We start from the raw sequence: 16,698 nt of genomic DNA on the forward strand, positions 1-16,698 counted from the left end.
GATAACTGATGAAACGTAGATTTTGGGGCATACTTACCACCAAGGCTAAGCCTTTTTCCAATTGGTGGCAGGAATTTCGCGCAGAGGTGGCTGTAATTCCAATGGATGATCCTCTTGACCCTATCGTCTCTGTCGATGATAGGGTGCTTACCGTAAGAACCGGTTATCACAATCGGCGCAATGCCATTCTCGTTCCACTTATGTTAGTGTTTACTTTTATGGCAACCTATTTTTCCTATGACTCATGGCCAAACTTCCTATCTCTGACTGAGGACGCTAATGAGACCCTGATGCGTATTCAAGAATATCGAAAAACCGGATACGATCCTATCTATAATATTGATAAGATGGAAGCTTATAATGAAGCATTGCTCAATGAAGACAGAAAAGTAACGTTTCTTACTTATATGGAAGCACAATCTGTCAGAGGACGCTTAGATCGGTTCCTAGAAGGCGTGTTTTTACTAGGTTTAACATGGATGATCACTGTGGTTATGTGGCTGCTTTTCCTTCTCAAACCCAGAGATGCCGAAGTGTATTTTGACCGCCAACGGCAAATTGTGTATAGCTGGCGCCATGGCCGGGTGGGCGCGGCTCATTTTGATAAAATGGGCTTAGTTGAAAACCAAGTCGGTATTAACCTTGTGTTACAGTTTGAAAACAAAAAACAAAAGGGCTATCGCCCGATGGCGATTATTGGAATTGATACTGGTAAGCTGACCTTTCACACCGAAGCTGATACTACCTATCCATTAGCGCAAATCCTTGCTTTTATGGATCATGGCAAAAGCGCAGTGATCACCGGCTCTTCCTTTAAGCGTAAACCCGCTAAGTTTTTTTGGCGCGTCGATCGTAAACCAGATAGCTTTGAGCAACGTGTCAACGCTGCCCTAGAGGCCGAAGGAGATTTTGTTCATCAGTACCAAACCCGCTGGGTAAAAGGGCACGCTTTATAAAAGCAAGTACATAAATGAAACGCAGATTTTGGGGCATGTTTGCCACCAAGGCTATATACCGAGAAGAAATTTAATCAGCACCATTAATAAACTGCGGGTTCAAGGCCATAAGTAACTTATTTGAACTTCTTTTTTGTTTAATTTTTTCGATATGAATAGAGAGTATAAAGAGCGGAATTTTATCTATTAAATTTAATATTTTGAATTTTAGAATTAAAATTAAAATATGTGATATAAATCATTCATTTAAATAATTAATTAATGTCTGAGTTATTGATTGGTTTTATCGATGCTGATAGCCTCTTTTCGCTTTGAAATTCTACGGAAAATATAATGAAAAACATAAGGTTATTTGCTGCTATTTTGAGTCTTGCAGTACTAAGTGGTTGTGCGTCAAGAATTGTTGAAATGCCTGACAATTATTGGGAAAAAGAGTCTGTTGAAACTGTTGTCGTTGCATTTGTTAAACCACCTCAAATGAGTGCTTCACGCTACGGAGCGCAAGGCTTACTTGATGTGGTGATCAATGAAGCAATTACTGACTCCGTTGAAAACCATATAGAAACGTTAAATTATGAGAAGCTCGAGGGTCATCAGCCGCGTATCGCTGAAATATTAAAAGCAAAAGGTGCGAAAGATGTCATTATACTCAACAAATACTTTGATGTTAGTGATGCGAATGAACTTCCAGAAGCAGACCAAAAAGACGGTCACTTTAATTATGACCTCTCTAAACTTAGAGAAAAGCATAGCGCCTCTCATATGCTCGTCATTCAAGTAAGAAATGCTGGAACTGTCCGCAACTATTATGGCTTTATCCCACTCGGAGACCCGCGTGGTTATGTGGATGGGGAGGTAACGTTAGTTCGACTGAGTGACAATAAAATTCAAATGAGAAACCTTGTTCTTGTTGAAATTGAAATACCAGATGATGTTGACTGGGACGACGAGGAGAACGGCTACCCAGCGATTACTAAAGTCGTGCATAGTGCTCTTGATGAGGCTGGGCATCAGGTCGGAGACTTGCTCTAATTGTATGAAAGAGCCACTGCCGTGGCTCTTTTCGTTTTTAGAGAAACTTAGTGTTTGAGTTTGGTGACAGTGCCATCTTTTTCGCTGATATAAAAGACAACGATCTTGGCGGGTTGAGAACCATTATTAACGCCATAGTGATATTGGTTAACCATTTCGATGAGGTTGTTGTGCTCAGTACCTGCTTCAAGTTGCAGCACTTTTTGTCTGTCTTCACTGTAAACCCTCAATTTGCCCTCCAATAATATCCCTGCATTAATAACGGGATGAAGATGTACAGGTAAACGCTCTCCGGGTGCGATCGTGATTTCTTTGATAGTGACTTGAGGGTGTTGTAGGTTGATCGATGGTAGTTCTGTGCCATTCCAAGATTGAGTAGACTTGACTAGATCTTTTGAGGAAGCGGCATAAACACCAGAGCTGATAATAAGCGATGTAATACATGGAGTTATCATTTTTTTCATATCGGACTCATTATTTTTAGTTATTATTGTTGTTATAGTGACAGTGAGTTGCTCTATTGCCTTCTCGAAAATATCACACCCTCTTGTTATTTGATAGTTCTAACACTATGGCATTTAGATAAACTAAACGTCATTTTACTGGTTCTGACAGAAAGCCTGCGCCAATAACTGACCCATTGATTATTTTTTCCAAAATATCCCTCGATTTAGCTCGCACTTTCTTATCGGTTAACAAGGTTATTATTTTGTTAATCTATAAATACGCCACCTTGATGTAAGAAGTAGCTCTAATTAACTGAGAATGATGAATGTATGTTTGCTGCATTGAAGCCGATATTTCGTATCCATTCTTTGTGGTTCGGCAGATATCACTTCGCAGAGTGTTAAATCAAAAAAATGCATGCCGAAAAACTTTTCTGAGATTAGGCAGTTCTGCAACTCTACTACTGGTTTTATTTGGGCTAAATCAAATTGTCTTTGACACATTTATTTTGCTCAAAGGAGGTAAGTTAGGTCGCGTAACACTTGGTTTTTAATTAAAACAACGACAACGTTTGAGGCATTGAATGAATAAATACGGCTTTTTTTCCACGTCTTTGACCCTGTTCTTTTGTCAATTTTGTCTAGCGGCGAGCCCTTGGTCTACAGAAAATTCACCACTAAAGATACAAGATGAAATGGTGAGGACTCAGTTTGCGATTGCAATGGACAAAACGCCTAGTGCGCCAAAACTTGAAAGTTATGGCATGTTAAAAGATGGGCGTTTTCAACATCCGACACAAGCGCCATCTTCACACAGTAGCCATCCTTTTAAGGGGCAGTTGGACTATTGGGATCAAGAGAGCTACGCAAAGAATATTAAGGTCGAAGCTTATTATCCTATTCAGGTTGAGCCATTTCATACATGGCAAAATATTGTTGATTTTGATGAGCGTCGCTACTTATATCAATATGTTCGCCGTGACTTAAAGATTTTTGATATCACCAACCCAAAAGAGGTGAAGCTGCTATTGACCAAAGGGCACACGTGGGGACCTGAAGGAGCAGGGGGTGAAGTCAGTCCATTTCGAGAAGGAGAAATGATGGGTGCGGCTTCGGTTGCGTGGAGCGAGAAGCGCCAAGCCTATATTATGGTTCAAGCCTATGAAGTACGCCGTTTTGGGTTATTGGGTGACAAATATCGTCAACCTGACAAAGTGAAGGCAATAAGAAACAGCCCGCACCTGAAAGGTTTTAAGGTGTATGAAATGAAAGGCCCACTGCCGAAAGACTGGCAACTTATTGCTGAGCGAACCACGGATATTGAACATCCTGATGCGCCAATAGGAAAGCAGCAAGGGTCGGGCGTACGTGATATTCCAGCGTATTATGGCGACGGAACCATGTATGTGGCTGCGGCACCAGATAAAAAACACGCATTAACTGAATATCCCAATGATCTTTACAGTGCAGGTTATCAAGCTTGGGATATGAGTGATCCAGCCAATCCAACTCTTCTCGATACATTATCGGTTGATGGTCAGATTGTTGGCAATCCCCAACACGAAAAAGCCTATATCAGTAATCCTCGTTCGGGCAATAAAACCTCTTGGATGGGAGCGAGAATGCCACTTTTTCTTCCAGAAAAGGAGGCGCAGTTTGGCTATGCTGCAATGGGTGGCTTGGGCTTTTATGTCGTGGATATCAGCGATCCAAAAAACATGAGAATCATCAGTCACCTAGAGTTTCCTCCTAGTGTTGCAGGTACGGAAGGAGATTTTATCGATGTGTCGCAAGTAGCAGAAACTGGGCTTGTTTATTACAGTGGCTATCCGTTAAATGAGGATTGTTACGAGCCGTATAAAGATATTTATATTATTGATGTTTCACAGCCGAAAACGCCAAAAATTCAGGGTGTTATGCCAAGGCCAATGCCTCCCAAGGAAGCAAAGTTTAGTGATTTTTGTCAGCGCAGGGGTAGCTTTGGCCCCAAAAGAACGGGTGCATACCATCAACCGGGTCAATCCCGAGCAGGGATTTTACCGTATAATTTTTATAACGCTGGTCTACAGGTCTTTGATGTCTCAAACCCTAATAAGCCTAAAGTAAGTGCTTATTTTGTTCCACCTTTTGCGCCAGAAAAAGTCGCAGATTATGCGATGGGTAATTTGTCTCATTCCGTGTATGTTGAATATGATAGAAATCTTTTTTGGCTATTTACTAACCATGGCTTCTATGTCTTATCAAGTCCTACGTTAGGTAAACCTAATTTAAACGCACCAGTGCAGGCATGGCCACCAAAGGTTTAAAATTGATAGGCTCAGGCCTGAGTTTATTTGGGTATAGGTATAAATCGTCATTTGTGTTACGTTTTTGGTAACTCAGAGTACAAAGCTCGTGTACACTGAGTTGCTGTATTTTATAAAATAATTATCAATGGCTTAGGGAGTTGTAATGAGTATTGAGAGCTATTTAGCATTATTTTTAGCCATGGTGACGATTGGCGTTATTCCTGGCCCCGCTGTTTTTGCGGTTACATCAGCATCGTTAGTCAGTGGTGCGAAACGGGGTATCTTAATGTCTATCGGGCTGACACTTTCCGATTACGTTTTCATTATTTTGGCTATTTCAGGTTTAAGTGTGGTCGCTGAGTTAATGGGTGAGGCATTCGTGATCTTGAAGTATCTCTGCGCGTTATATCTGCTATGGATGGGGGTGATGTTGTTTCGTAGTCAAGGTGGGCTTGAGGAAGAAAATTTAAACCGAACCAACCATAAGTCAGCGATATTGACGGGTTTTCTAATTTCTTTTAGTAACCCTAAAGCGATAATTTTTTATGTGGCACTTTTTCCGGCATTCGTTGACGTGAACGCGGTATCCTTCTCAGAGGTGTTAGGGATCATGTTATGTGCGACTTTGGCTTTTACCCCAATTAATCTAGCGTACACATTTTTGGGTGCGAGAGCGAAAAAATTCGCCACCACTTCAGAGCGTTTATCTTGGTTACGTAAAATTGCAGGCTCAGTAATGGCAGGTACAGGTGTAACTATCGCGCTGCGCTCATAATCAATATTACTCAGTGTGAAAAATTAGCTAAATTTCATAAAAGAAGCCCGATTTATCGGGCTTCTTTATATTACGATTACTTGAGGTTATCCATTACTTTGCATCGAATTGGGAAGACCGACATAGCAGCACCTGGTGATAGACTTCGGGCAAAATCTACGGCTTTGACCAAATCATCTGTATCGATTTTTAACGTATTATCTATTCTGCCATCGTTAGTCATATCTGTATTAACTACACTGGGGCAAAGGCAGCAAACCGTGATATTGTGCTCCAGCATTTCGCTATAAAGCGATTGACTATAGCTTACTAAGGCTGATTTAGTGGCAGAGTAAGCCGCAATTTTTGCCACAGGCGCTAAACCAGCAGTTGAGCCTAGGTTAAATATCTCCCCGTAACCTTGTTGCTGCATTTTTTTGCATACTTTATTACAAACGAGCATGGTTGAAAGTAAGTTCACATTAATGAGTTCGAAAAGATGTTGAGTGGTCAGTTCGACGTGTCCAGCCATTAACACGCCAGCACTATTGACCAGGACTTCGATTGAGTCTTGTTCCTCTAGTATTTTGTCTAGTTTTACTTCTACTGTTTCAGGTTGAGTAAAATCAACTGAATGTGTCTCTACGCAAGTATCGGGGAAATCTCGTTTTAATTCTTGTTCCAGCGTGTCCAAATGAGCTTGGTGTTTTGCAATAAGAATTAACGAATACCCCTGCTTTGCGAAATAGTTCGAGAGTGCTCGGCCTATTCCTCGACTTGCGCCTGTAATAAGTGCTGTTTTAACCACGCGGACGTTTCCTTTTTTCTTTAATTTACCGTATTTCAACGTGTTATCTAACTGATTTTTCACAGGTCTAATTAGTTTTTTAAATGTTATTTTTGTGTAATCTTTATGATATTTTAGTGTTAATTTGTTAGGGTTTGGTGTTAGTCTTAGTCTTGAGAAACGGCTAAAATCATTCTAACAGTTAAGCTTATGAATCACACAAAAAGAGGAGAATAAACTTGCAACGTATCGATATTCAACCGGAGCAAGCTCCTGTCTTAGCAGCCCTTGTCGACAGTGATTATCAATTAAATTATCACCAGTTCCTTGATCAGCTCAGTTTAGCGAATAAACCGCTGTCACTAGCTTCGATTCGTTTTATTTTAGACAGTGTGTCTTTGGATGAGGAAGAAATAAAAAAGCTCGCCTCTTTTGACAAAGAAACCTACTGTCGCAAGCGTCTTTTCCGTAATGAGCACTGCGAGGTTTTGGTACTCAGCTGGCTTAATGGACAAAGAAGCAAAATTCACGATCATCTAAATACCAGCTGTGGTGTGAAAGTTCTTCACGGAGAAGCAACGGAAACCTTATTCGAGACAGCGGCTAACGGTCAAATCTATGCATCTCAATCGACTCACTATCCTCAAGGAAGCATCACCGTCAGTAAAGATAACGATATTCATCAAATCTCCAATTTGCAGGCTGAGGATGAGCCGTTAATCACACTCCATATATATTCACCACCACTCAACCAGTTTCATTTGTACCAGCTTGAAAAAGGTCAACCCGAATTACTTAATCCGAATGAAGACTGCTGGTTTTACCAAATTTAATCCTATGAATTGAAAACAAAAGGGGACATTTGGCCCAAGGCTGAGTAAAATTATCATTATGGTAGAGGCTTTGAAATTGGAGCCATAATGATAATTATTGACCGTTTGGTGAAGCTGGCAGTCATTTGTGCAATATTCTTTACGATTTATGATGTTATTGAGTTTGGTCAAATAACTTGGGTGACACGTTTGATGAGCTTTTTGGGTCTCTGAATTATTTATATTGACCGCATTTAGGCATACCAATAAGCTGATTTATAAAAGTACAGCGCTACCTTGGAGCTGTGCTTTTTTCTTAGTGCGATGGCTTATTTGATATGGATATTGTTGTCTCTCTGGTCATACATCTCCGGTGTCGTATGCAAACCTCCGGCATAACCTGCTTGCTCTAATGTTTCTCTCACAGAAGTGACCTCAGCAGTGCTCACAGGGTTGTTTTGATCGCCAAGATACTTTCTTACGAAACTGATAAGCTCGGCTAATTTTGCGTCGGAAAGCACACCTTCAAAACTGGCCATGTGCATAAAGTTTCGCTCTGGATCTATGTAAGTTGGCTCTAAGCCACGTACTGTTACTGCAATGGTGTTGAACGGATCCGTGTGCATTATAATGCCATTGTTCAATAAGGTTGGGGCAATAGGATCTCTTCCTTTACCATCGTCGCCATGACACGCTCCGCAAGTTTGTTGATAGGTTATATAAATCGGCTCTTGATACGCTTTTTCGTCAAATCCAAGAGGTTGAAGGGGTTTGGTATTTTTCCCGATGAAGTTATTTTTATCGCCATTTAACAAGTAGTAGGACATCGAGGCGACATCATCACGCGTCATCAAGCTCAAGCTATTTTTTACTACATCGGCCATACCAGCAAATACGGTGCCTTTGTCTGAATGACCAGTATGGAGAAAATCGGTGAGCGTTTTTTCATCCCAACCACCGAGATAAAGTTCGTTGGCTGTTATGTCGGGTGCATTCCAACCATCGATTAGATTACCTTGGAAGATACGCTCGGGGATCAGAGCTTGAGCAATATTCCGTGGTGTATGACATTCTGAGCAGTGCCCTAAACCAGCAACCCAGTATTTGCCTTTTTGCCATTTTTCAACATTTTCGACGGTATCTTTCAACTCTTCTGGAACTGAATAGTCGACCGAATCCGTGTCCATGAAAACAAGGTTCCAGCCCAAAAGCCCGAGTCTGATGTTTGATGGGAACATCATATGATTATCATCATTGCGTCTTGCGACAGCCGGAATGGATTGCATGAATTCCCATAAATCTTTCATATCTTGATCGGTTAGATATTGATATGAGGTATATGGCATTGCTGGATAGAGATAACCATGTTTTCCTTTACCACGGACTAAAGCGGCGCGAAAATCTTCAAAATCGTACTCACCAATCCCTTCACTTGCATGCTGGGTGATGTTGGTTGAATAAATAGTGCCAAATGGGGTAACAAACGGCAGTCCACCAGCGAAGGTTTCTCCGCCCTCAGCGCTGTGGCAGGCGACGCAATCGCCTGCATGTGCAAGGTATTCACCGCGCTCGACGGCATCGGAGTCGAGTTTGGCCAGTCTGTTTTGTTCATTTTGTTCAGATTTTCGTAAGTAAGCACCGAGCGCAAGTATTTCATTGTGGGTCAGCTGTTTTTCAAAGGCGGGCATAACATTATTGAGTCCATATTTGATGGTGTGTTGGATCTCTTCAATACTGCCGCCATGTAGCCATACCCGATCGGCAAGGCTTGGAACACCAGTGTGCGGGTTGGCAATAGAGCCATCACCATGACAAGAGGCACAATGCTTTATAAACAGATTTTTACCTAGTTCGACATTAACTTCTGGTACATCGGTATGGCGCTGACTAAGCGATGCGAGATAATAGGACGTTTTTTGTATCTCTCCTTCGGTCATGACATCAGTCCATCCCGGCATCGCCCCATTTCTGCCCTTGGCAATAGAGTGGATAATGGCCTCATCGCTACCACCATACAACCACTCATTATCGATCAGGTTGGGGAAATGCTTCTGCCCTTGAGCATTATCGCGATGGCAACCCGCACAATGGGTCTGAAATAGGATTCGGCCAGCAGATACGATGTCTGCTTTTTGGGCTAAAGAGGTTAGCGAATTATCTTGGATTTGCTTAAACTGAGCATCCAAGTTAGTGGAAGGAGAACTCAGCTTGTCATCGCTTTGCTGCCAATCTAGCAGCCCTTGCCAATTCCCAAGACCAGGATAAAGTATTAAATACCCCACGGAAATTGAAAACGCGATGGCGTAGCTAATAAATAGCAGTTTTGGCGGTGGTGCATCTTTTTCTTCAATACCATCGAAGCTTGCAATAGTTCGATCTTGGTCTGCTTTGTGGTTGTTATACCAATACTTGATGACCACAAAAACCATCAAGAGTAAAAAGATGATGGTGCAAATCACTGACCATAGGTTCCAGAATGTGCTCATGGTGAAAGCTCCTGTGCGGTGTCTCTGCCCAGACTTTGAAGGTAACGTATTAGCGCTTCACCTTTTGTTTTTCCTTTTACTTGAAGTCGAGCTTCAGCGATCTCTTGGTCAGTATATGGCACACCCAATGCGCGCAACGTAGCCATCTTATCTGCGATAGTATTGCCAGAGAGTGATTGTTCGAATAACCAAGGATAAGAAGGCATTATCGATGTAGGGACCACTTGACGTGGGTTGATAAGATGTAAGACGTGCCATTGATCAGAATATTTACGCGCTAAGTTGGTGAGATCAGGACCAGTACGTTTTGAACCCCATAAATTGGGAAACTCATAAATATCGTCGGACTCTTGATTGGGACGACCATTGCGCTTAATTTCTGGTTCGAGTGGCCTAACCATTTGTGTGTGACACACATGGCACCCTTCACTAATGTAGATGTCTCTACCAGCGAGTTCGATGGGTGTTAATGGCACTGCAAGGCTACCTTTAGCAATGTCTGCAGTTCGGAGTACATTGGGTACCACCCAGACCAAGAGTGAAAACGATGCAACGGCTAAGGTGCTTAAGATTAAGATCAGCACTGAGTGGGTGAAATCTTTTGTCATAACTATGCCTCCCTCGCGACGAGTTGCGCTGGAGAGTGGACGGTTTTATATAAATTGATGGTCATTAGAACCAAGCCAAGAACAAAAAGAGCTCCACCGAAGAAGCGTAGAAATAACCAAGGTGCTTTGAAGTTCATCGCTTCTACAAAGCTGTAGACCAACTCACCACCTTCACTTTGAGTTAACCACATATATCCTTCACCAATACCTGCAACCCATAACGCAATTGCGTACAAGGCAACTCCAGCGTGCGCTAACCAAAAGTGCCATTTGATGAGTCTTGGTGACCACAGTTCAGTCTTATTCCACAGTCTTGGAATAAAGTAATAAAACACGGCAATGCCAGACATACCTACCCAACCTAGTGCTCCAGAGTGAACGTGACCAATCACCCATTCGGTATTGTGTGCCATCATGTTGAACCAACGGATGGCGAGTAAAGGGCCTTCGAATGTAGCGAGACAGTAGTAGAGAATGGCGGAAAAGAAGAAAAGGCATATATAGTCAGATTTGAGTTTTGCTTTGTTTTGTAACAGTGTCATTGCACTATTAAATGCACCTGCCCAAGAGGGGAGCCATAGGATAAGTGACATCACGATACCAATATTTTGTACCCATACGGGTACAGAAGAATATATAAGGTGATGAGTTCCAGCCCAAGTATAGAAACCAACGAGTCCCCAGAAGTGGATAACGGATAAGCGGTAAGAGTAAATAGGCCTATCCGCTACTTTGGGAATAAAGTAGTAGTTCATTCCTATCACCCCCGCTGTCAGTAGGAAGCCCACAGCATTGTGTCCCCACCACCATTGAACAATGGCATCTTGGGCGCCAGCAAAGAGGGAGTAAGATTTCATCAGCGAAACGGGCATAGCAAGATTGTTGATGACGAAAATGAGCGCAATAACGATAATAAACGCGGCAAAAAACCAATTAGCAACAAAGATATGTTCAGTTTTTCGCTTTGTGAGAGTGCCAAAAAACAGCACCGCATAAAGTACCCAAACAAGCACAATTAACAGGTCAATGGGCCATTCAAGTTCTGCATACTCTTTTGATGTCGTGTAGCCTGCGGGGAGGGTAATTAAGGCGAGAAACAAAACGAGTTGCCAGCCCCAAAATACCATCCATGATAAGCTTTGATTATAAAGTTGGCAGCGACCAGTTCGTTGTGCGATATAAAGGGAAGTCCCCATTAATATATTCACCACAAAGCCGTAAATCACGCCAGAAGTATGCAGTGGTCTGAGACGCCCGAATTGAAAATACTGTGAATCAAAATTTAAAATCGGCCAATAGAGTTGAGCTGCGAGGATAACTCCTATGGTCATTCCTAATACCGCCCAAGCTAGTGAAGCGAGTACAAAGTACCGGACGACGTTTGTGTTGTACTGCGGGTACGCTTGCTCCATGATTGGTGCTCCTGAACTAAGGGTGTGACGACTTGCCGAGAGTAGAGTAGAAGTGAGCAATATCCTCGATGTCTTGATCTGAGAGAGCATCCGCTTGCTGTTGCATTAGAACCGCCAGTCCGCCCGAACGTTCACGGGCTTGGTAGCTTTTCAAAGAGGAGATAAGGTAGCCTTTATTTTGACCACGGAGGTTGGGATATGCATCAATATGAGCTATACCATCAGCGCCATGGCAAGTCATACATACTTTGGCCTTTTCTTGGCCAATTTTAAACTGTTCATCCGCCCCGTAAACAAAGGCTGAATAAGTAAAAAAAACAACTAAACCCAGAGCTGTCTTTTTAATGCAGTTCCAAAGTAGCTGGCTGACCATGATCATCACTATTTCCCTAGTTATTTAAATGTGTCTCCACACCAAAATCAGAAACTCGGGCTCTATATCAAAACTCGTTTGCTAATCCGTCTGTGTCAGGTGGCGGCATTTAATAATTTTTATAGTAGTAAGTGTAGTAATGACTGGTCGTCTTGCTACATGACAAATATGGTTGAGAAGGAGATTTTCATCAGCATTAATCGTATTTCAGTTAGTTTCTTTGCAATTTCTCATCAGAAAATAACGGGTTAGCGAGTTGTTGTGGCAAAAAAGAGCACCAGACAGGAAAAGTGATAGATGCGTCACAAAAATTAGGATCGGCTTAGAAAGCCGACCCTTAGCTGGATCAAGTGTCAGAGAATTTGACAAGAATTATCGAATTGGCAGGCAAAACCATAGGTCGAAGAAAGAAAACTGCTCATCGATAAACGATTAGATTGAGCAGTTTTTTATGATGCTATTTTACCGTCCAGCTTATGTTTTCTCCAGCACGGATGGGTATGACTACGTCAGAGCCAAATGGCATACTCTCAGGCACTGACCATGATTCTTTGGTTAATGTGACTGTATCTGTATTCCGTGGCAGACCGTAGAAATCAGGACCATTGTGACTGGCAAATCCCTCTAGGTTTTCCAGTTTCCCAGCTAGTTCAAAAACTTCAGCGTAAAGCTCAAGAGCCGCGTGCGCTGTGTACGAACCAGCACATCCACAGGCAGATTCCTTCATACCTTGTGCATGAGGGGCTGAATCTGTGCCAAGAAAGAATTTTTTACTGCCACTCGTTGCAGCATCGATAAGGGCTTGTTGATGAGTATTGCGTTTTAAAATTGGAAGGCAATAGAAATGAGGTTTAATGCCACCGACAAGCATATGATTGCGGTTGTAAAGCAAGTGATGTGCGGTGATCGTTGCCGCAACATTTTCGTTGGCATTTTGTACAAAAGCTGCGGCATCGGAGGTGGTAATATGCTCAAGCACGATCTTGAGATCAGGGAAGTCGTTCACAATCGGTGCTAACACATTATCCAAAAACTCTTTTTCTCGGTCAAAAATATCGACATCATGATGAGTAACTTCGCCGTGTACCAGTAAGAGCATGCCAACTTCTTGCATGGTTTTTAGTACAGGGTAAATATTTTTTGCGTCAGTTACCCCTGAGTCGGAGTTGGTCGTGGCACCAGCCGGATAAAGCTTGGCTGCGACAACTGCTCCTGATTCTTTGGCTGCTCGAATTTCATCACAACTTGTATTGTCTGTTAGGTACAGAGCCATGAGAGGTTTAAATTGCTCGCGTGGGTTTTGCGCCATAATTCGATTGTGGTAATCGATAGCCATTTGTGTGTTTGTAACAGGAGGGATGGTGTTGGGCATGATCAGCGCGCGTCCATTATAGCGGCTTATATCTTTAACGGTATCTTTCAACACGTCTCCATCACGTAAGTGAACATGCCAGTCATCGGGACGTGTAATTGTCAATGTCGTCATTTTTGCTCCCATCCTAATTTTTTGTTGTCTGATTGGAGCCTAATTGCAGCGAAAAACGTGAAAGCAAACGCTTACCTTTAGGCGACAGGATGATAGAGCAAACTGTCATGTATTGCATCCTATTTTTTAGTTATTCCTCGCGTTCTCTCACTTATCATCGGCGCAATGAGTTCAACTCACGTCCCAGTCGCGAAGCTAGTATCTTTATTTTCCATTAACTCAAAGCTTTGAATACTGCACCTTAAAGTCGCTTGGGTGTACAATAGTACCAATTAATTTCGTATTACTTGGGTATAATAGACTCACTAACAAAAATAAGAGGGTAAGCAATGTCACATCCAACCCTAAGACAAATTAATGTATTTCCAGTGAAATCGATTGGAGGGCTGTCGCTTTCATCCTGCTGGGTGGAAAAGCAAGGCTTAATGTTCGATCGGCGCTTTATGTTGGCTTTTTCAGATGGCGCTATGGTAACGGCAAGAAAATATCCTCAGATGGTCACAGTGCGTTCAAGTCTTACCCCTGACGGCATTATTTTTAGGGCGGAAAATCACTCCCCGCTAAGGCTACGCTATTCAGAGTTTAAGATGCAGGAGACGCCAGCACAGGTTTGGAAAGATAATTTTGTTGCGTACACGACAACCGATGAAGCGGATGATTGGTTTAGTGATGTCTTGGGAAAACGTGTCGAGTTATTGTTTAGTGGTGAGCAATCAAATCGAGTTCCAGAAAAGGTGGGGCACAACGTCAGTTTCGCTGATGGATACCCTATGCTGGTGATCAGTGAGGCCTCATTGGAGGAGCTTAATCGACGTAGCCCAGAAACGCACAGTATGGATCAATTTAGAACCAATCTGGTCGTAGGCGAAACGACCCCTTTTGCTGAAGATAGTTGGAAACGAATTCGTATTGGAGAGGTTGAGTTTGAGTCCGTAAAACCCTGCGAAAGATGTATTCTGACCACTGTTGATGTCGATAAAGGTGAATTGAGAGCCAGTAAAGAGCCTTTGAATACACTTACTCAATTTCGTGCCAACGAACGGGGTGGAGTCTTCTTTGGTCAGAACCTAGTGGCAAAGAACGAAGGGATGATCCACCAAGGAGACAAAGTTGAGGTGCTCGAATACAAGGATAAAGAGGTTTATCCAGATAATAGCCCAGTACATCACGAACTAACCTGTGTTGAGAGAGAGGAAATTGCTCGAGATTTTGTCACCTTTTGGTTGGACAGACCCGAAGGGTTTGACTTGTCGTATCTCCCGGGTCAACACCTTCCTATATCGCTTCAAATTGATGGTAAGACGCTTCAACGACGATACACAGTGTCATCCAGTCCCTCTCGTCCCGAACGTATCGCTATATCAGTAAAACGAATTGAAGGTGGTCACGTATCAAATTGGCTGCATGAGAATTTTCAGGTGGGGAGTACTTTGCTGGCTGAGAAACCAACTGGGAATTTTTATTTACAAGAGCAAGCAAAACAGCCGTTATTACTTCTTTCTGCGGGAAGTGGTGTTACTCCTATGTTATCGATACTGCGATACTTATCTGATAATGATTTAGTTAATGATGTTGTATTTTATCATCAGTGTAGTTCTCAAGAAGATCAGCCTTGTTGGGCTGAGATTGAAGCGCTTGCAGAAAAACACACAGGTTTACAAGTATACTGCTCGCTTTCTCGTCCAGACGATGGTTGGGCTGGGTTGAAAGGCAGACTTTCTTTATCTCATCTAAAACGTATACCTGATCTTGAGCAACGGCAAACCTTTGTTTGTGGCCCAGATTTGTTTATGCAAAAAGCGAAAAGTTTGTTGTTGAAAAAGGGACTCCCTGAGCATTTTTATCATCAAGAGGCATTTTCAGCAGGGCAGGCTCCTAAGCAACCGCTAAAAGAAGTCACGCTAACGGTAAATGGAAGATCTTTTAAAGGAAACAATCAGAAAACCATACTGGAACAGGCAGAAGATGTGGGGATCTCCATCGCTAACAGCTGTCGTGCTGGATTGTGTGGAGCATGTAAAATGACCTTAACGGCTGGAAATGTTTATCAGCCTGATGTCCCAGCACTAGAATTTGAAAACAACAAACAAGACGTTGTATTTGCCTGTTGTAGTATTCCTCAAAGTGATATTGAGTTGATCGGTTAATAATAAAGGTAGCGGTCTCTAATTTTTCTAAAATAGATAGCATCTCGAAAAAATCAAAAGGCGGCTTTTATTGCCGCCTTTTTGTTATAAAACTTAAGTCATTGGCAAGGTTATTAATCTCTCACTTTGACATGATTTAGGCATGATTTTTTCTGTCTAGGTTTAATTTGAGATATTACCACGCCTGTAAGAACCAAAAGTCCGCCAATAATGTGATAGTAATAAACAGTCTCTCCTAATATCGATGAAGCCATCAACATAGCAAAAATAGGAACTAAGTTCATAAACATAGCACTCGTGTCGGCACCAATAAGTTTAATGGCCCTCACCCATAACCAAGGGGCTAATATCGAAGCACCAAACCCTGCATAGGCTATTAACGGCAATGATGAAGGGCTAGGAATCAGTTGGTTACTAGTTAGCCATAGCGGAATCAGCATGAGCAGTGCAAACAGGCCTTGCATATAAACCATTGTCCAATTAGACAATGGCATGTTCCATTTTTTTAAGAGAACACAGTAAGCACCATAAGAAGCTGAGGCAATGATCATAAGAATGTCACCGATGGTAACGTCTTGGTGTAATAGGTAGGCAAAATCTCCCTTGCCCAACATAAAAATAAGGCCAGAAATAGCAATAACACCCCCCAATATGCTGGTTGAAGATATTGATTTAGATAGCAGTGGGACGCTGAAAAATATCGCAAATAATGGGACTAAAGACAGTATCAAAGCCTGATTTGAGGCTGTCGTTGTCAATGCCGCATAGTAAGAGAGGGATTGGTGAATCACCATACCTATCAATGATAAAAAAGCGAGCTTAATTAAGTAGGGACGAATTTTTTTATGATTTTTTATGATACTGGGCAAACAAAAAGGGGACAGTACAAAGACAGCAACAAGCCAACGATAAAAACTCATCGCACTTGGCTCTATACTGCTCGCCGCCAATTTATTAATTATCGTGTTACCAGCCCAAATACACACTGTAATGAGTGGGAATAAGTACTTCATATTATCTTTCCCAAGTTTTTGTAACTGGCGCTCAGTGTGTCAGGTCTGTATAATTACACATATCTCTATTCAGACGGTTTGAGTGATAGGAAGACAGA

At 42.2% G+C, this 16,698-nt stretch carries 15 protein-coding genes; 7 read left to right on the forward strand and 8 right to left on the reverse strand.

Going from position 1 to position 16,698, the window contains the following annotated elements:
- Positions 1-8: 8 nt before the first annotated feature.
- On the forward strand, positions 9-956 hold the full coding sequence (locus tag RH40_RS01735; protein WP_009599548.1) for a hypothetical protein: 948 nt from the start codon (positions 9-11) through the stop codon (positions 954-956).
- 333 nt (positions 957-1,289) lie between these two features.
- Complete coding sequence (locus RH40_RS01740) at positions 1,290-1,988, forward strand: hypothetical protein (protein WP_009599549.1); 699 nt, start codon at positions 1,290-1,292, stop codon at positions 1,986-1,988.
- A gap of 47 nt (positions 1,989-2,035) precedes the next feature.
- On the opposite strand, the gene RH40_RS01745 is transcribed toward RH40_RS01740, so the two are convergent.
- A complete protein-coding gene (locus RH40_RS01745; RefSeq protein WP_009599550.1) occupies positions 2,036-2,452 on the reverse strand; it encodes a cupin domain-containing protein in 417 nt (138 codons plus the stop codon).
- 566 nt (positions 2,453-3,018) lie between these two features.
- On the opposite strand from RH40_RS01745, the gene RH40_RS01755 reads away from it, so the two are divergent.
- Positions 3,019-4,740, forward strand: a complete 1,722-nt coding sequence (locus RH40_RS01755; RefSeq protein WP_009599552.1) for an LVIVD repeat-containing protein — start codon at positions 3,019-3,021, stop codon at positions 4,738-4,740.
- A gap of 145 nt (positions 4,741-4,885) precedes the next feature.
- A complete protein-coding gene (locus RH40_RS01760; RefSeq protein ID WP_009599553.1) occupies positions 4,886-5,497 on the forward strand; it encodes a LysE family translocator in 612 nt (203 codons plus the stop codon).
- Positions 5,498-5,573: 76 nt separating this feature from the next.
- On the opposite strand, the gene RH40_RS01765 is transcribed toward RH40_RS01760, so the two are convergent.
- The gene (locus RH40_RS01765) at positions 5,574-6,284 is read right to left on the reverse strand and encodes an SDR family NAD(P)-dependent oxidoreductase (RefSeq protein WP_009599554.1); all 711 of its coding nucleotides are present in this window, start codon (positions 6,282-6,284) and stop codon (positions 5,574-5,576) included.
- Between the two features lie 218 nt (positions 6,285-6,502).
- On the opposite strand from RH40_RS01765, the gene RH40_RS01770 reads away from it, so the two are divergent.
- Positions 6,503-7,096 carry a cysteine dioxygenase gene (locus tag RH40_RS01770; protein ID WP_009599555.1) on the forward strand — a complete coding sequence of 198 codons (594 nt, stop codon included), beginning with the start codon at positions 6,503-6,505 and terminating at the stop codon, positions 7,094-7,096.
- An 87-nt stretch (positions 7,097-7,183) separates the two neighbouring features.
- Complete coding sequence (locus tag RH40_RS21140; RefSeq protein ID WP_009599557.1) at positions 7,184-7,309, forward strand: hypothetical protein; 126 nt, start codon at positions 7,184-7,186, stop codon at positions 7,307-7,309.
- 95 nt (positions 7,310-7,404) lie between these two features.
- On the opposite strand, the gene RH40_RS01780 is transcribed toward RH40_RS21140, so the two are convergent.
- The 5 genes from RH40_RS01780 to pyrC all read right to left on the reverse strand — a co-directional run bounded on the left by RH40_RS01780 (position 7,405) and on the right by pyrC (position 13,440).
- The gene (locus tag RH40_RS01780; RefSeq protein ID WP_009599560.1) at positions 7,405-9,561 is read right to left on the reverse strand and encodes a c-type cytochrome; all 2,157 of its coding nucleotides are present in this window, start codon (positions 9,559-9,561) and stop codon (positions 7,405-7,407) included.
- Entirely contained in the window at positions 9,558-10,169 is a 612-nt protein-coding gene (locus tag RH40_RS01785) for a cbb3-type cytochrome c oxidase subunit II (protein ID WP_009599561.1), read from the reverse strand. Before RH40_RS01785 ends, RH40_RS01780 begins: the two co-directional genes overlap by 4 nt.
- A 2-nt stretch (positions 10,170-10,171) precedes the next feature.
- The gene (gene ccoN / locus RH40_RS01790) at positions 10,172-11,581 is read right to left on the reverse strand and encodes a cytochrome-c oxidase, cbb3-type subunit I (RefSeq protein WP_009599562.1); all 1,410 of its coding nucleotides are present in this window, start codon (positions 11,579-11,581) and stop codon (positions 10,172-10,174) included.
- A gap of 16 nt (positions 11,582-11,597) precedes the next feature.
- Positions 11,598-11,960 carry a c-type cytochrome gene (locus RH40_RS01795; protein WP_009599563.1) on the reverse strand — a complete coding sequence of 121 codons (363 nt, stop codon included), beginning with the start codon at positions 11,958-11,960 and terminating at the stop codon, positions 11,598-11,600.
- Positions 11,961-12,411: 451 nt separating this feature from the next.
- Positions 12,412-13,440, reverse strand: coding sequence for a dihydroorotase (gene pyrC / locus RH40_RS01800; protein ID WP_009599564.1), 1,029 nt, complete (start codon positions 13,438-13,440; stop codon positions 12,412-12,414).
- A 329-nt stretch (positions 13,441-13,769) separates the two neighbouring features.
- Here pyrC and RH40_RS01805 point away from each other — a divergent pair, with 329 nt between their 5' ends.
- Positions 13,770-15,587: a hybrid-cluster NAD(P)-dependent oxidoreductase gene (locus tag RH40_RS01805; protein ID WP_009599565.1), complete on the forward strand. Its 1,818-nt coding sequence runs from the start codon at positions 13,770-13,772 to the stop codon at positions 15,585-15,587.
- A gap of 113 nt (positions 15,588-15,700) precedes the next feature.
- Here RH40_RS01805 and RH40_RS01810 read toward each other — a convergent pair whose 3' ends face one another.
- Positions 15,701-16,600, reverse strand: coding sequence for a DMT family transporter (locus RH40_RS01810; protein WP_009599566.1), 900 nt, complete (start codon positions 16,598-16,600; stop codon positions 15,701-15,703).
- Positions 16,601-16,698: the final 98 nt, after the last annotated feature.

The organism is Vibrio caribbeanicus ATCC BAA-2122, from assembly GCF_000165125.1.
In the GTDB taxonomy this organism is placed as follows: Bacteria; Pseudomonadota; Gammaproteobacteria; order Enterobacterales; family Vibrionaceae; genus Vibrio; species Vibrio caribbeanicus.

What these genes read in the sequence shown, in the direction of transcription:
- RH40_RS01735 (WP_009599548.1), top strand. Translation starts at nt 9, where the DNA reads ATGAAACGTAGATTTTGGGGCATACTTACCACCAAGGCTAAGCCTTTT.
- RH40_RS01740 (WP_009599549.1), top strand. Translation starts at nt 1,290, where the DNA reads ATGAAAAACATAAGGTTATTTGCTGCTATTTTGAGTCTTGCAGTACTA.
- RH40_RS01745 (WP_009599550.1), bottom strand. Translation starts at nt 2,452, where the DNA reads ATGAAAAAAATGATAACTCCATGTATTACATCGCTTATTATCAGCTCT.
- RH40_RS01755 (WP_009599552.1), top strand. Translation starts at nt 3,019, where the DNA reads ATGAATAAATACGGCTTTTTTTCCACGTCTTTGACCCTGTTCTTTTGT.
- RH40_RS01760 (WP_009599553.1), top strand. Translation starts at nt 4,886, where the DNA reads ATGAGTATTGAGAGCTATTTAGCATTATTTTTAGCCATGGTGACGATT.
- RH40_RS21140 (WP_009599557.1), top strand. Translation starts at nt 7,184, where the DNA reads ATGATAATTATTGACCGTTTGGTGAAGCTGGCAGTCATTTGTGCAATA.
- RH40_RS01780 (WP_009599560.1), bottom strand. Translation starts at nt 9,561, where the DNA reads ATGAGCACATTCTGGAACCTATGGTCAGTGATTTGCACCATCATCTTT.
- RH40_RS01785 (WP_009599561.1), bottom strand. Translation starts at nt 10,169, where the DNA reads ATGACAAAAGATTTCACCCACTCAGTGCTGATCTTAATCTTAAGCACC.
- ccoN (WP_009599562.1), bottom strand. Translation starts at nt 11,581, where the DNA reads ATGGAGCAAGCGTACCCGCAGTACAACACAAACGTCGTCCGGTACTTT.
- RH40_RS01795 (WP_009599563.1), bottom strand. Translation starts at nt 11,960, where the DNA reads ATGATCATGGTCAGCCAGCTACTTTGGAACTGCATTAAAAAGACAGCT.
- pyrC (WP_009599564.1), bottom strand. Translation starts at nt 13,440, where the DNA reads ATGACGACATTGACAATTACACGTCCCGATGACTGGCATGTTCACTTA.
- RH40_RS01805 (WP_009599565.1), top strand. Translation starts at nt 13,770, where the DNA reads ATGTCACATCCAACCCTAAGACAAATTAATGTATTTCCAGTGAAATCG.
- RH40_RS01810 (WP_009599566.1), bottom strand. Translation starts at nt 16,600, where the DNA reads ATGAAGTACTTATTCCCACTCATTACAGTGTGTATTTGGGCTGGTAAC.